Source organism: Thermomonospora cellulosilytica, assembly GCF_014138835.1.
Classification (GTDB): domain Bacteria; phylum Actinomycetota; class Actinomycetes; order Streptosporangiales; family Streptosporangiaceae; genus Thermomonospora; species Thermomonospora amylolytica.
On the sequence record NZ_JACJII010000001.1, the window covers coordinates 6,271,905 to 6,285,369 of the forward strand.

The 13,465-nt window shown below is 74.5% G+C and carries 15 protein-coding genes; 6 read left to right on the forward strand and 9 right to left on the reverse strand.

Annotation, left to right across the window (positions count from 1 at the left end; all coding sequences use genetic code 11):
- Positions 1-2 precede the first annotated feature (2 nt).
- Positions 3-764: a glucose 1-dehydrogenase gene (locus HNR21_RS29545; RefSeq protein WP_119729348.1), complete on the forward strand. Its 762-nt coding sequence runs from the start codon at positions 3-5 to the stop codon at positions 762-764.
- On the opposite strand, the gene HNR21_RS29550 is transcribed toward HNR21_RS29545, so the two are convergent.
- Both HNR21_RS29550 and HNR21_RS29555 read right to left on the reverse strand, forming a co-directional pair.
- Complete coding sequence (locus tag HNR21_RS29550) at positions 761-1,411, reverse strand: LysE family translocator (RefSeq protein WP_182707743.1); 651 nt, start codon at positions 1,409-1,411, stop codon at positions 761-763. The genes HNR21_RS29545 and HNR21_RS29550 overlap by 4 nt on opposite strands.
- 27 nt (positions 1,412-1,438) lie before the next feature.
- Positions 1,439-2,848, reverse strand: a complete 1,410-nt coding sequence (locus HNR21_RS29555; protein WP_233358591.1) for an amidase — start codon at positions 2,846-2,848, stop codon at positions 1,439-1,441.
- Between the two features lie 91 nt (positions 2,849-2,939).
- Here HNR21_RS29555 and HNR21_RS29560 point away from each other — a divergent pair, with 91 nt between their 5' ends.
- Positions 2,940-3,518, forward strand: coding sequence for a TetR/AcrR family transcriptional regulator (locus HNR21_RS29560; protein ID WP_119729345.1), 579 nt, complete (start codon positions 2,940-2,942; stop codon positions 3,516-3,518).
- Positions 3,519-3,849: 331 nt separating this feature from the next.
- Here HNR21_RS29560 and HNR21_RS29565 read toward each other — a convergent pair whose 3' ends face one another.
- A complete protein-coding gene (locus tag HNR21_RS29565; protein WP_182707745.1) occupies positions 3,850-4,326 on the reverse strand; it encodes a hypothetical protein in 477 nt (158 codons plus the stop codon).
- Positions 4,327-4,336: 10 nt separating this feature from the next.
- Complete coding sequence (locus HNR21_RS29570; protein ID WP_220500348.1) at positions 4,337-5,602, reverse strand: helix-turn-helix domain-containing protein; 1,266 nt, start codon at positions 5,600-5,602, stop codon at positions 4,337-4,339.
- A 195-nt stretch (positions 5,603-5,797) separates the two neighbouring features.
- Between HNR21_RS29570 and HNR21_RS29575 the strand changes: the two genes are divergently transcribed.
- On the forward strand, positions 5,798-6,277 hold the full coding sequence (locus HNR21_RS29575) for an ATP-binding protein (RefSeq protein ID WP_182707746.1): 480 nt from the start codon (positions 5,798-5,800) through the stop codon (positions 6,275-6,277).
- Positions 6,278-6,302: 25 nt separating this feature from the next.
- Here the strand turns inward: HNR21_RS29575 and HNR21_RS29580 are convergent, their stop codons facing one another.
- Both HNR21_RS29580 and HNR21_RS29585 read right to left on the reverse strand, forming a co-directional pair.
- Positions 6,303-7,622, reverse strand: coding sequence for a sensor histidine kinase (locus HNR21_RS29580; RefSeq protein ID WP_119729341.1), 1,320 nt, complete (start codon positions 7,620-7,622; stop codon positions 6,303-6,305).
- Complete coding sequence (locus tag HNR21_RS29585; protein ID WP_119729340.1) at positions 7,619-8,329, reverse strand: response regulator transcription factor; 711 nt, start codon at positions 8,327-8,329, stop codon at positions 7,619-7,621. Before HNR21_RS29585 ends, HNR21_RS29580 begins: the two co-directional genes overlap by 4 nt.
- 170 nt (positions 8,330-8,499) lie before the next feature.
- Here HNR21_RS29585 and HNR21_RS29590 point away from each other — a divergent pair, with 170 nt between their 5' ends.
- The gene (locus HNR21_RS29590) at positions 8,500-8,991 is read left to right on the forward strand and encodes a DUF4870 domain-containing protein (RefSeq protein WP_182707747.1); all 492 of its coding nucleotides are present in this window, start codon (positions 8,500-8,502) and stop codon (positions 8,989-8,991) included.
- Positions 8,992-8,997: 6 nt separating this feature from the next.
- Here HNR21_RS29590 and HNR21_RS29595 read toward each other — a convergent pair whose 3' ends face one another.
- Positions 8,998-9,645, reverse strand: coding sequence for a cyclase family protein (locus HNR21_RS29595; RefSeq protein WP_182707748.1), 648 nt, complete (start codon positions 9,643-9,645; stop codon positions 8,998-9,000).
- A gap of 20 nt (positions 9,646-9,665) precedes the next feature.
- On the opposite strand from HNR21_RS29595, the gene HNR21_RS29600 reads away from it, so the two are divergent.
- The gene (locus HNR21_RS29600) at positions 9,666-10,496 is read left to right on the forward strand and encodes a HipA family kinase (RefSeq protein WP_182707749.1); all 831 of its coding nucleotides are present in this window, start codon (positions 9,666-9,668) and stop codon (positions 10,494-10,496) included.
- A complete protein-coding gene (locus HNR21_RS29605) occupies positions 10,493-10,873 on the forward strand; it encodes a DUF3037 domain-containing protein (protein ID WP_119729336.1) in 381 nt (126 codons plus the stop codon). The genes HNR21_RS29600 and HNR21_RS29605 overlap by 4 nt, the downstream gene beginning before the upstream one ends.
- A 27-nt stretch (positions 10,874-10,900) precedes the next feature.
- On the opposite strand, the gene HNR21_RS29610 is transcribed toward HNR21_RS29605, so the two are convergent.
- Entirely contained in the window at positions 10,901-11,743 is an 843-nt protein-coding gene (locus HNR21_RS29610) for a GNAT family N-acetyltransferase (protein WP_182708896.1), read from the reverse strand.
- 49 nt (positions 11,744-11,792) lie between these two features.
- Entirely contained in the window at positions 11,793-13,406 is a 1,614-nt protein-coding gene (locus HNR21_RS29615) for an alpha/beta hydrolase (RefSeq protein WP_312881403.1), read from the reverse strand.
- Positions 13,407-13,465: the final 59 nt, after the last annotated feature.

The following is a 13,465-nucleotide window of genomic DNA, read 5'->3' on the forward strand; positions in this document are numbered from 1 at the left end:
TGATGGGGCAGCTTGACGGCAAGGTCGCGATCATCACCGGCGGGGCCCGGGGCATGGGCAGGTCGCACGTGCGGCGGTTCGTGGCCGAGGGCGCCTCGGTGGTGTTCGGCGACGTCCTGGAGGAGGAGGGCGCCAAGCTCGCCGCCGACCTCGGCGACGCGGCCCGCTTCGTGCGGATGGACGTCACCTCGCCCGAGGACTGGCAGAACGCCGTGCGGACCGCGGTCGAGGCGTTCGGAAAGCTGGACGTGCTGGTCAACAACGCCGGGATCATCCGGCACCGGCGCATCGAGGACATGACGCCGGCGGAGTTCCGGCAGGTCCTCGAGGTCAACCTGGTCGGCCAGTGGCTGGGCGTCAAGGCGGTGATCGGGCCGATGAAGGCGGCCGGCGGCGGCTCGATCGTCAACGTCTCCTCGACCGAGGGCTTCATCGGGGCCGCCGGGCTGGCCGCCTACAGCGCCAGCAAGTTCGGGGTGCGCGGGCTGACCAAGGCGGCGGCGCGGGAGCTGGGCGAGTACGGCATCCGGGTGAACTCGATCCACCCGGGCGGCATCCTCACCCCGATGGTCACCGACCCGGACGTGGTCGCCGCGACGGCCGACAGCGCCGAGGCGTTCATGAGGGCGCTGCCGCTCGGGCGGATGGGCCGCACCCGCGAGGTGTCCGGGCTGGTGGTGTTCCTGGCCTCCGACGACTCCGGCTACTGCACCGGCAGCGAGGTGCTGGTCGACGGCGGGATGCTCACCGGCGCCGGCTACTAGGGGGTCACGGCGGCGGCGCGGGAGCGGTCGGCGGCCATCTTGACCGCGAGCCCGCCCAGCACCGTCGCCATGAACGCCCGCTGCACCCGCATCCACGCCGGCCGCCGGGCCAGGAAGACGGCCAGGCTCCCGGCGGTCAGCGTGATCAGGGTGTTGCCGATCATGGCGACGGTGATCTGGGTGCCGCCGAGGATCAGGTTCTGCAGCGCGATGTGGCCCCGTTCCGGGTCCACGAACTGCGGCAGCAGCGACACGTACAGCACCGCGATCTTCGGGTTGAGCAGGTTGGTGACCAGCCCCATCGTGTAGAGCCGCCACGGCCCGTCCGGGGGCAGCGGCTCGGGCTCGAACGGCGACCGCCCGCCCGGCCGGATCGCCTGCCAGGCCAGGTAGAGCAGGTACGCCGCCCCGGCCAGCTTCAGCACCGTGTAGAGCGCGGGCACCAGCGTGAACACCGCGGTCAGCCCCACCACGGCGGCCGCCAGGTAGCACGCGAACCCGGTGGCCACCCCCAGCAGCGAGACCAGCCCGGCGCGCACCCCCTGGGTGATCGACCGCGAGACCAGGTAGATCATGTTCGGCCCTGGAGTGAGCACCATGCCGAGGGCGACCAGGGCGATCCCGATCACCGATGCGGTACTGACCACGACATCCCTCTTCCGCCGGTTGGCTCCTTACGCCGCCTGGATCATTGAAGCGGGCGGGCGGCGTTCGTGCCACCCCTCGACCGCCTCCAGCTGGGCGGCCAGCGAGATCAGCAGGGCCTCGTCGGAGTCGTGGCCGAGCAGCTGGGCGCCGATCGGCAGGCCGGAGGAGCTGAGCCCGGCGGGCACGTTGACGCCGGGCCAGCCCAGCACGTTCCACGGCCAGGCGTACGGGCAGGCCGCGGCGGCGGCGGACTGGGTGCGGTGCCAGCCGGCCCCCTGGTAGGCGTTGACCCGGGGCGGGAGCTGGGCGGTGGTCGGGGTGAGCACCACGTCGGCGATCTGGAAGATGCGGCCCACCCGGCGGCGCAGCATCGGGTCCAGACGGCGGGCCAGGGGCAGCAGCCGCCGTCCGGCCACCCGGCCGATCATGGCCTCCGTCTCGGTGCGGGGCTCGGGCCTGGCCCCGGGGATGGTGTCCAGCCAGTCGGCCACCCCCGCCGTCCCGCGCGAGACCAGCCCGAGGCCGATCGGCCCGTAGTCGGGGTCGGCGGGGAACACCTTGTGCCCGAGCGCGGCCAGCCGCCGGGCGATCCGCTCCACCGCGCGCACGATCTCCGGGTCCACCTTGCCGGGGGCGCCGAACGCGGTGCGGAACGACACCGCGATCCGCAGCCTGCCCGGGTCGCGCCGGGCCGCCTGGGCGAACGAGATGACCGGCGGGTCCAGCCGGTGGACGTCCTCGGGATGGCTGCCGGTCAGCACGTCCAGCAGCAGCGCCGCGTCCCCCACCGACCGCGCCAGCGGCCCCCACACCGTCAGCCCGTGGAACGGGTCCCGCAGCGGATGGGCCGACACCCTGCCGCGCTGCGGCTTGATCCCGACCAGGCCGGTCCAGGCGGCCGGGATGCGGATCGAGCCCGCCCCGTCGGACCCGACCGCCGCCGGGACCATGCCCGCGGCCACCGCCGCCGCCGAGCCGCCGCTGGATCCGCCCGGGGTGTGGTCGGGGTGCCACGGGTTGCGGGCGCAGCCGAACCCGGGCGACTCGCTGAACGGCCACAGCCCCAGCTCGCAGGTGGTGGTCTTGCCGACGATCACCGCCCCGGCGGCGCGCAGCCGACGGACGTGCTCGGTGTCGTGCTCCTTGGGCCGGTGGTCGCCGGGGACCCCGAACGGCGTGGTCTCCCCCGCCAGGTCGGTGTCGTCCTTGACCGCGATCGGCACGCCCAGCAGCGGCAGCCGCTCCCCGGCGGCCAGCCGCCGGTCGGCCTCGGCCGCCTCCGCCCGGGCCGCCTCGGCCCGCACCGTCCGGAAGGCGCCCAGCCCTTCCAGCCGGGCGATCCGCTCCAGCGAGTGCTCGACCAGTTCCTTGGCGGACACCTCGCCCAGCGCCAGCAGTTCGGCCTGGGCCGCCAGGCCGAGCGCGTCTGGTTCCACATCGCCTCCCGCTATCGTTCGTTCGAACGAACGATACGGTAGCGACCGCCGCGGCCGGAAGGGCCGTCGGGGTGGGGGACACTGGACGGTGATGAGCACACCCGTTACCGCGCGTGACCGGATCCTGCACGCCACCCTGCGGCTGATCGGAGAGCAGGGCATCGGCGCGGTCACCAACCGGGCGGTCGCCAGGGCCGCCGGCGTCTCGCTGGGCTCGCTGACCTACCACTTCCCCAGCCAGACCGACCTGCTGAGAGAGAGCCTGCGCACGTTCGTCGACAACGAGATCGCCCGCATCACCGGGCACCTCGACCGGCTCCGCGACGCCGGGATCGGCCCCGAGGAGGCCGCCGAGGAGGTCGAGAAGGCGATCGTGGACTTCGCCTACGGCCCCGAGCAGATCGCCAACCTGGAACTGCACCTGCACTCGGCCCGCGATCCCGGCATGGGCGACGCCTCGGCCCGCTCGGTGGCCGCCTACGACCGGCTGGCCGCCGGCGTGCTGACCGCGCTGGGCATCCCGGACGCCGAACGGCACGCCCCCACCGTCGTGGCGCTGCTGTACGGGCTGGCGGTCCGCCGCCTGGCCACGGGGGACGACAGCGCCTCCGGCACCGCCGACGCCCTCCGGCTGCTGCTGTACGGAGCCCTGCCCCGCGACGACGACTGAGCCCGCCGCCTCTGGGGACGCCCCCAGATCCCCGAAAAGGATCCTCGCTCCGCCGCGGTCGCCTGACTTCCGGCCGATCCCACGGCGAAAAGCGACGACCGGCTCGTGCGGTCCGAGAGCGGGATTCGGGCCGTCCGAGCCGGTCGCCTTGCCTCAGTCAGGAACCTGAGTCGGGAACCTCAGTCGACGTTCGCACTACTCCAGCCGGTGTACCTCCGTGGTCTCGCCTTTCCGACACCCACGACGCTAGGCCGCCCGCCCGGCCGGCAGAAGGCTCTTAACCGTCGGTTAAGCGGTCCCTGAGCGACGCTTACGGCGTCCCCGCCGCCGCTCATCCGCGCCGTGCGCCCGACGGCCAGAACACCCGGACCGGAACGCCGAGCCCGCGGGCGCGGGCGACCACGTCGGCGGTCCCGCCGAAGCCGCGGGCGGGCTTGCCGTCCCAGACCGCCCACAGCTCGTCGGCCAGGCCGAGCATGTGCTCGCTCGCGGCCATGTGCGCCCGGGGCTCGGAGTCGACGTGCGGCAGCCGGTGCACCCGCACCGCGGCGGCCAGCAGCCGGTCGTACTCGGCGTGCGCCTCGGGCGGCAGACCCTCCCGGTAGCGCTCGGCGGGGACGATCGCCTCCAGCGCGCCGCCGTGGTCCAGCACGGCGCGGGCGAAGATCTGGTCGGCGCCGTCCGCCAGGCAGGACAGCCCGGTGATGCCGGGGCCGGTCTCCGCCAGGACGGCGCGCAGGGCCTGGTCGATCAGCCGTTCGGTGGCAGGGGGAAGGCCGCGATGTCCGGAAATCGCGATACGGGGCATGACTGTCGCCTCATCCGAAGGTCACGCCCAGCCGGTCGTCGAACTCGCGAACCGATTCGGTCACCGGACCGGCGTGCTCGCGGCGGAACCGGCGGGCCCGCTGGACGATCCGTTCCGAAGCATAGGTCAGCCCGGCCGTCAGGGCCTCCCCCGCCATCCGGAACGCCTCGTCGACCCGGTCGGGGTCGCGGCGGCGGACGCCGTCCTGGCGCACCGCGGTGGCGACCTCCAGCATGACCGCGGCGCGCTGCTTGGGCGCCGCCGCCCCGCCGGCGGCCGACTCGGCGAACGCCGCCAGCGCCTGGTCGGGCCGGTCCAGCCGGACCGCGACCAGTGCCCGGTATCCGGCGAGCTTGGCCGCGCCGAACGGGAACACCCACGGCCAGGGCGGCGCGGCCGGCGGCGCGGCCTCCACCGCCCGCTCGGCGGCCAGCAGCGCCCGGGTCGCGCTCCGCTCGTCGCGGCGGGCGGTGGCGTGGCCGAGCGCCTCGATCGCGCGCAGCCACGCCTGCGGGGCCGGGTGCGGGTGCGGGCCGAGCCAGCGGCGCGCCTCGGCGGCGTGCGCGAGCCCGAGCGCCGGGTCGTCGACGTCGATCTCGAACGCGGCCAGGCTGCCCAGCATGTAGGCGGCCAGCAGGTCGTGCCCGGCGCGGCGGGCCCGGTCCACCGCCAGCCGGTAGTACGTCCGGGCACTGCCGATGTCGAGCATGTCGGCGTGCAGCCAGGCGGCGAGCCCGGCGGCCTCGCTGAGCGCCGCCGCGATGCCCGCGGCCGGCGGCCCGTCCCCGGCCAGGGCGTACAGCCGGCCGGCCAGCTCGACGTGGGCGACCACGCCGCGCACCAGGTCACGGGCCGGCGTGGTGGCGTCCAGCCGGCGCTGGCCGCCGGTGATGGCGGTCAGCGTGGCGGCGGTGGTCTCGTCCACCGGCGTGCGGCCCGGCACGGGCAGCAGGGCCAGCGCCACGGCCTTGCCGAAGTCACGGCGGTTCGTGGGATCGTCACCTCCTGCGTCGCCGAGCCGCAGCAGCCCGGCCGGGATGCCCAGGCGGCGGGACAGCTCCCGCACCTGGTCGACGGTGAGCGGCTGGACGCCGCGCAGCACCTTGGACACCCAGCTCTGGGAGTAGCCGACGGCGGCGGCCAGGTCGGACTGCGTCCAGCCGTGCGCCCGCCGGACGCGGTCCAGTAACGCCGGCATGTCACAGCACGCCAGGGCGGCCGACACAGGGGGGCTGGACCAGAACTCCGGCGGGAGGCTGCATGTGGTCCGGTCCATGACCCTAGGGTAGGGATCACTTTGCGTGCGCGCTCGAGTTCGACAAGTAATCGCCTCAGTCGCCTCAGGAATTTCCCGCCCCCCGTGCCCGTCCGTACCAGCACGCTCATGCGTACAGCCGAACTAGAGCCCCGGTTCGCAGCGTGGCCCCCTCCCTGACGGCATCCGGGATCCCGTATCCGAAGGAGGTGCCCCGTGCCGGTCGATCTCCGCGAGACCGAGCAACCGAACCCGTCCCCCGCATCCCCCGCCCGCCCCGACGGCGTGCTGGGCAGGCTGGTGCTCCCGGACGCCCCGCAGGCCGCGGGCCACGCCCGCGCCTTCGTCCGGCTGGTCGCCGCCGCCTGGCGGGCCGCCCATGTCACCGAGGCCGCCGAGCTGTGCGTCTCCGAACTGGCCACCAACGCCCACCGCCACGCCGCCCCGGCGGCGTCCGCCGAACAGGCCGAACAGGCCCCGTTCGAACTGGTCGTCCTCCGCCGCGGAGACCGGCTGCGCTGCGAGGTCCACGACGGCGACCCCCGGATGCCCCGCCCCCGCGACGCCGACGCCCTGGACGAGGCCGGACGCGGGCTGTTCCTGCTGGCCGCGACCGCCGACGAGCACGGCGCCCACATCACCCCGCACGGCAAGGCCGTCTGGTTCGAGCTGGTCGCCTGGCCCGAGGAGGACTGACGGCCCGCCGGGAGCCCCGGAACGCCTAGCCCCTCCGGCGCCGGGACCGGCGGGCGCGGCGGGGGGTGGGGCGCTCGCCGGTGCGCAGCCAGATCTGCACCTGCGCGCCGCCCAGCACGGAACGGTGGATCCGCAGGTAGCCGCCGGTGGACTCGGCGGCGCGGCGGGCGATGTCCAACCCCAGCCCGGTGGACCCCCGGCCGCTGCGGCCGCGTTCCAGGGCGGCCTCGGGGTCGGCGATGCCGGGGCCGGCGTCGGCCACCAGGATGCCGGTGATGCCCTCGCCGACGTGCAGGGTCACCGCGAAGTCGGTGCCCTCCTCGGTGTGCCGGAACACGTTGCCCAGCAGCGCGTCCACCGCCGCCTCCAGCTCGGCGGCCGGCAGCGGGACCGGCGCGCTGCCCTCCGCGCCGATCAGCTCGCAGGTGCGGCCCTCGTCCTCGGCCAGCGCCGACCAGAACGCCACCCGTTCGCGCAGCACCCGGGCGGCGTCGCAGCTGCCCCGCCCGGCCGGCCGGCGGACCGCCCGGATGATCATGTCGACCTCGCGTTCCAGCTGGTCGACGGCCGAGCGGGTCTGGTCGGCCACCGGCCCGGGATCGAGCGCCTCCACGTTCAGCCGCAGCGCGGCCAGCGGGGTGCGCAGCCGGTGCGACAGGTCGGCGGCCATCTCCCGCTCGGCGGCCAGCAGCTGGGTGACCCGGTCGGCCATCGCGTTGAACGCCAGCCCGGCCTCGATCAGCTCCGGCGGGCCCTCGGGCTCGATGCGGACGCTGAGGTCCCCCTCGCCGAGCGCGGCCGCCGCCTCGGCCAGCCGCTGGGTGGCGCGCACCACCCGGGCGCCCATCCGGTCGGCGGCGACCACCGACCCGGCCACCAGCACGGCGCCCACCGCGACCATCGCCAGCCAGGCCGGCAGCACGCCGCGGTCCAGGTCGGCGCCGGGCAGGAACACCTCCACCACCGCCACCACGCCCTCGGCGAGCGCGACCGGCTGCAGCACCGCCAGCCCGTCGGGCACCTCCACGGTGCGCAGCCGGCCCCGCCGGGCGGCCTCGGCCACCTCGCCGGACGCGGCCCGGCGCTCGCCGACGACGGTGCCGTCCGGCAGGTGCACCGCCATCCGGCCGGACGAGCCCGCGGCGGTGGAGGCCAGCGCCCGTTCCACGTCGGCGGGCCGCAGCGACAGCGACAGCGCCGGGCCCATCGCGGCGGCCTCGCGCTCGGCACCGTCCAGCGCCCGGTCCCGGGTGACCTCCCGCACCGTGAACGCCAGCGGGATCAGGAAGGCCAGCGCCACCATGGAGGTCACCGCCAGGGCGACCAGGCCCAGGGCCCGTCTCATGACGGGTCCGCGGCGCTCTCCGGCCGGTGCTCGGCCGGGGCGGCCAGCCGGACCCCGACCCCGCGGACGGTGTGCAGATAGCGGGGGGACGCCGCGGTCTCCCCCAGCTTGCGGCGCAGCCAGGACAGGTGCACGTCGATGGTCTGGTCGTCGCCGTACGCCTGGTGCCACACCTCGGCCAGCAGCTCGCGGCGGGACACCACCCGGCCGGGCCGGGCGGCCAGATAGGCCAGCAGGTCGAACTCGCGGCGGGTCAGCTCCAGCGGCTTGCCGTCCAGGGAGGCCTCCCGGCGGTCCACGTCGATGTGCAGGCCGCCCACCGCCAGCCGCACCACCGGCCCGGCCCGGCCGGTGCGCCGCAGCAGCGCCGCCATCCGGGCGCCGAGCACCTCGGCGGTGAACGGCTTGACCAGGTAGTCGTCGGCGCCGGCGTGCAGCAGCCGGACGATCTCGGCCTCGCCGTCCCGGGCGGTGGCGATGATCACCGGGACGTCGGAGACCCCGCGCAGCATCTTCAGCGCCTCCGCCCCGTCCAGGTCGGGCAGCCCCAGGTCCAGGATGACCAGGTCGGGCGGGTTCTGCGCGACGTCCCGCAGCATGCCCATCGCGGTGCCCGCACTGCGCACGGTGTGTGACCGGGCGCCGAGCTCCCGGATCAGGGCCGCGCGGAGGTTCGGGTCGTCCTCCACAACCAGCACAGTCGCCATGCCCCGCACCGTAGACCACTATGTGGCCTTCTGCGGCGCACTTCCCGGTTCATCACACGAACAGGGGACCCGCGGGGGAAGGCGGCCGTCATCGGTCATGGACCGGCGCGGACCGTGATACGGCAGTAGATTTCAGGAACGATGTGCCGCCGAGCTTCGCGGGAAGGCCCATGACCCACCCTCCGACGCCCCCGCCCGGTTACCAGTACCAGTACGGGCACGGCCCGTACGACCATCTGTACGGGCCCGGGCCGTACGACAAGCAGCCCGCCTACGGGCCTCCGGGGGTGCCGCCGGGCGGGGCGGCCGGTGACGACACCAGCTGGGCCGTGATGTGCTACGTCGGGACGCTGGCCGTCGGGATCATCGCCCCGCTGATCGTCTACTTCGCCAAGCGGAACACCTCGGCGTTCACCCGGTTCCACGCGGCGCAGACGCTGAACTACCTGATCACCTCCCTCATCCAGACGCTGGCGCCGGCGGTGGTCGCGATCCCGCTGGCGATCCTGACGGACAGCCCGGCGTGGCTGATCCTGCTCGCCCCGATGGTGGTGTTCCACGTGTTCGCCCAGTGGGTCGTGCTGATCATGGGCGCGGTCAAGGCCGGGAAGGGCGAGTACTGGCGGATCCCCGTGTGGCTGTGCTTCCCGATGATCCGCTGAGGCCGGTCAGCGGTGCAGCCGGGCCACGGCGCGGGCCGGCGCGCCGTCGCCGGTGAGCCGTACCGGGAACGCGAACACCTCGGCCCGGCCCGCCCCGGCCAGCCGGTCCAGCCCGGTCAGGTTCTCCACGATCACCGCGCCCGCGCCCAGCAGCGCCCGGTGGGCGGCCAGGGAGAAGCCGTCGTCCCCGGGCTCCGGGGTGCGGTCCACGCTGAGCGCGTCGACGCCGACCGTGCGGACCCCGGCCGCGACGATCCGTTCGCAGGTCTCGGCGGTCAGGTAGGGGTGCGCGAGGTAGTCCGGCGTCCCCCAGTGCCGCGACCAGCCCGTGACGACCAGCAGCACCCGGCCCGGCCGCAGCCCGCGCGGCAGCAGGTCCGGGCCGATCGGGGCGCGCGGCGGCAGGCCCCGCACGTCCATCACCACCGCCTCGCCCGCGAACCGGTCGAGCGGCACGTCCTCCAGCCGCGGCCAGGAGTCGTCCACGTGGAACGGGGCGTCCACGTGCGTTCCGGCGTGCGAGCCCAGGTGCACGCGCGCCACGTTCACGCCCGCCTCCGCCACGGTCAGCGCGGGCGTCACCGCGACCTGCGGATCGCCCGGATACACCGGCATCCCCGTCACCACCGGAACCGAGAGATCGACCCACGCCATGGGGCCATAGGGTAAGTCGCGTGCTGCCTCTAGTCACCGCGACCCGATACGTGGCGCCGCTGCGCGAGGGCGGGTCGCTGCCCGGGCTCGTGGAGGCCGACGACCTCGGCACCTACGTCATGAAGTTCACCGGCGCGGGCCAGGGCCGCAAGGCGCTGGTCGCCGAGATCATCGCCGGGGAGCTGGCCCGCCGGCTCGGCTTCCGGGTGCCCGACCTGGTGGTCATCGACCTGGACCCGGTGATCGCCCGGCACGAGCCCGACCCGGACGTGCAGGACCTGCTCAAGGCCAGCGTCGGCTGGAACCTGGGGGTGGACTTCCTGCCCGGCTCGCTCGGCTACGACCCGCTGGGCTGGACCGCCGACCCCGACCTGGCGTCCCGGCTGCTGTGGCTGGACGCGTTCATCGGGAACGTGGACCGCAGCTGGCGCAATCCGAACCTGCTGGTCTGGCACGGCCGGGTGTGGCTGATCGACCACGGCGCCAGCCTGTACTTCCACCACGCCTGGGCCAACGCCGCCAAGCTGGTGCTGCGGCCCTACGACGTGGACGACCACGTGATGGTGCCGTACGCGACCAGGCTCAAGGACGCCGAGGAGGAGCTGCTGCCGCGGATCACCGGGGACCTGCTGGACGAGGTCACCGCGCTGGTGCCGGACGCCTGGCTGGCGGACGAGCCGGGCTTCGCGGACCCCGGGGAGGTCCGCGCCGCCTACCGCGACCTGCTGCTGGCCCGTGCCGCGGAGCCCCGCGCCTGGCTGCCCGACCTGTCGGCGGGCGGCCGCCGCCCCTCCCCCGGTCCCAAGCCCGGCGCGAACCGTCCCGGCTGGCTGGGAGGGCCGGTCCGATGAGCCACACGGTGTTCGAGTACGCGGTGATCCGGGTGATCCCCCGGCCCGAACGGGGCGAGGCGATGAACGTGGGCGTGGTCGTCTACTGCCGCAACAAGGACTTCCTCGGCTGCCGCACCCATGTGGACGAGGACCGCCTGCGGGCGCTGGACCCGAGCCTGGACCTGGCCGGGGTGCGGTCGGCCCTGCACGCCGTGGAGTGCGTGTGCCGGGGCGGCGAGGTGGCCGGGCAGGCCGCCGCCGAACCGCCCGGCAGCCGGTTCCGCTGGCTGACCGCCCCGCGCAGCACGGTCGTGCAGCCGGGCCCGGTGCACGCCGGCCTCACCGACGACCCCGCCGCCGAACTGGAACGGCTGCTGCACCTGCTGGTGCGCTGAGCCGGGGCGCCCCGCAAGGAAGGGCCGCTAGAACAGGATCGACATGAACGTGTCGACCTCTTCGAAGCCGACCCGGCGGTAGGCGGCGCGGGCGGGCGCGTTGTAGTCGTTGACGTACAGCGAGACCGTCGGGGCGATCGACCGCAGCGCCTCGTCCACCAGCGCCGCCATGCCGCTCACCGACAGGCCCCGGCCGCGCAGCTCCGGATGCACCCACACGCCCTGCACCTGGCAGGCGTACGGGGTGGCGGCGCCGATCTCGGCCTTGAACACCACCCGGCCGTCCTCGATCCGGGCGAACGCGCGCCCCGCCCGGATCAGCTCGGCCACCCGCGCCCGGTACAGCACCCCGCCGTCCCCGGTGTTCGGGGAGACGCCGACCTCCTCGGTGAACATGTCCACGCAGGCCGGGTAGACGATGTCGAACTCGTCCACGCGCACCCGGCGCACCTTGGGGTCGGGCGGGACCGGCGCGGGCCTGGAGGTGGCCATCACCGGCTGCACCGCCCGGATCGCCCGGGGCCGCCCCCAGTACGGGCCGAGCAGTTCCCACAGCAGGTTCACCGCGTCGATCTGCCCCACGATCGACGAACACCGCCGGCCCTGGCGGCGGGCCCGCTCGGCGAACGCCCGGATCGCCTCGGCGTCGGCGTTGATCGGGATCAGGTTGGCGCCCGAGTAGCACAGCGCGGTCAGCCGGCCGTCCCGGACGTAGCCCCACATCTGGGCGCCGAGCCTGCCGGGGTCCAGGCCCACCGCGTGCACGCGGGAGCTCACGAACACGTTCGACACCGGGTCGGCGTCCAGGATCTCCAGGACCTTGTCCCTGTGCCGATCGTCCAGGACCCGGACCGGCGTCGCTCCCAGCATCCGCATGGCTCACACGCCCCGAACCTGCCTCGGCACCACGTTCCCAAGCCTATGCCGTCGGCGGGATCACCGCCTCTGCGGGGATGCCCGTGGACGCCGCCGGTACACCCCGGGACGGCTTGGCGTCCTTCTTGGGGGCCGGCTTCGGCTTGGGCCGCGGCGACGCGGGGGCACGGCAGGTGCGGTCGGGGCCCTCGCGGTCGGCCGGGAGCGTGCCGTCGCGCAGGTACGCCAGCACGGCCTTGTCCACGCAGACGTCGCCGCTCAGCGAGATGCCGTGGTTGCCGCCGCCCCGCTGGACCACGAGCCGGGACGCGGGGAACAGCCGGTGCGTCTCCAGCGCCCCCGGATACGGGGTGGCGGCGTCCTCCGAGGCCTGCACCAGCAGTATCCGCGGCCGGGGGGACCCGATCGCGGGCCGCGGGCCGCCCTCCACCGGCCAGTACGCGCACGGGGCGTTGTACCAGGTGTTGCTCCAGGTCTCGAAGCGGTTGCCCGCGGAGTACAGGCGGCGGGCGTCCCTGCTCCAGATGGACCAGTCGCGGGGCCAGGGGGCGTCCCGGCATTCGGTCGCCAGGTACATCGCGTAGTTGTTCTGGCCCAGCCTGCCGGGCGGATGCCACAACCCGGCGAGCGCCTTGGGATCGTCACGGACGACGTAGTCCGACAGGGCCCAGGCGTGCGTGCTCCACTGCAGGTTCGAGTAGCCGTCGGTGAGGAAGACGTCGTCCAGTTCCGACGGGCCGACCTTGCCGTCGAGGGGCTTGCGCGCCAGCTCGGCGCGGACCTTGTAGTAGGTCCGTTCGACCCGCGCCGCGGTGGTGCCGAGACCGTAGGTGTCGTGGTGTTCGGCGATCCAGCGGAAGAACGCCTGGATCCGCTTCTCGAAGGCCACGTTCTGGTCGAGGTTGTTGGCGTACCAGGTCCCGCTGGGGCGGACCACGCTGTCCAGCACCATGCGCCGCACCCGGTGCGGATGGCTCGTCGCGTAGGCGGCGCCCAGGTAGGAGCCGTAGGAGAAGCCGAAGAAGTTGATCCGGTCGCGGCGCAGGGCCCTGCGGATGGCCTCCATGTCCCCGACCCAGTGCCGGGTGCCCAGGTACGGGAGCACGTCCCGGTACTTCTTGGCGCAGTCGTCGGCGTACTTCTTGGCCCGGGCCTTCCAGGCGTCCTCCTCCGCCGGAGTGCGCGGCAGGGTGTCGGCCCGCGCCCCGCCGGGGTTCAGGTACGACTCGTCGCACACCAGCGAGGGCTTGCTGGCCCCCACGCCGCGAGGGTCGAACCCGATCCAGTCGTAGGAGGCGCCGAGCTTCTTCGGCATCGCCCTCCTGAACAGGGCGGGGAGGTCGCGCCCGTGCGCGCCGGGGCCGCCCCGGTTGAGCAGCACCGCACCCCGGTACCGCCTACCGGTGTGCTTGGCCCGTGTGAGCGCCAGGGTGATCCGCCGCCCGGCGGGACGGGTGTGGTCCAGCGGCACCGACAGCGTCCCGCACTCCAGGCCCTTGAGGACCTTTCCCTCGAGGGGGTCGTCGGCGGGGCAGGGCTTCCACTTGATGACGGGGGCGGCGGCGTGGGCGAGACCGGGCTGCGCGACCAGGGGGCCGCCCAATACCAACCCGGCGGCCAGGCCCGCGATCTTCCTCGATGGCGTGTTGCTCAGCACCCCGCCGTTGTAACCGCCCCGGCCGCGCCGCTGGGGGAACCGGGGGACGGGCGGTTCAC

Excerpts from the sequence above, each read along its gene's own strand:
- HNR21_RS29545 (WP_119729348.1), top strand. The coding sequence starts at position 3 with ATGGGGCAGCTTGACGGCAAGGTCGCGATCATCACCGGCGGGGCCCGG.
- HNR21_RS29560 (WP_119729345.1), top strand. The coding sequence starts at position 2,940 with ATGAGCACACCCGTTACCGCGCGTGACCGGATCCTGCACGCCACCCTG.
- HNR21_RS29565 (WP_182707745.1), bottom strand. The coding sequence starts at position 4,326 with ATGCCCCGTATCGCGATTTCCGGACATCGCGGCCTTCCCCCTGCCACC.
- HNR21_RS29570 (WP_220500348.1), bottom strand. The coding sequence starts at position 5,602 with ATGGACCGGACCACATGCAGCCTCCCGCCGGAGTTCTGGTCCAGCCCC.
- HNR21_RS29580 (WP_119729341.1), bottom strand. The coding sequence starts at position 7,622 with ATGAGACGGGCCCTGGGCCTGGTCGCCCTGGCGGTGACCTCCATGGTG.
- HNR21_RS29585 (WP_119729340.1), bottom strand. The coding sequence starts at position 8,329 with ATGGCGACTGTGCTGGTTGTGGAGGACGACCCGAACCTCCGCGCGGCC.
- HNR21_RS29590 (WP_182707747.1), top strand. The coding sequence starts at position 8,500 with ATGACCCACCCTCCGACGCCCCCGCCCGGTTACCAGTACCAGTACGGG.
- HNR21_RS29595 (WP_182707748.1), bottom strand. The coding sequence starts at position 9,645 with ATGGCGTGGGTCGATCTCTCGGTTCCGGTGGTGACGGGGATGCCGGTG.
- HNR21_RS29605 (WP_119729336.1), top strand. The coding sequence starts at position 10,493 with ATGAGCCACACGGTGTTCGAGTACGCGGTGATCCGGGTGATCCCCCGG.
- HNR21_RS29610 (WP_182708896.1), bottom strand. The coding sequence starts at position 11,743 with ATGCTGGGAGCGACGCCGGTCCGGGTCCTGGACGATCGGCACAGGGAC.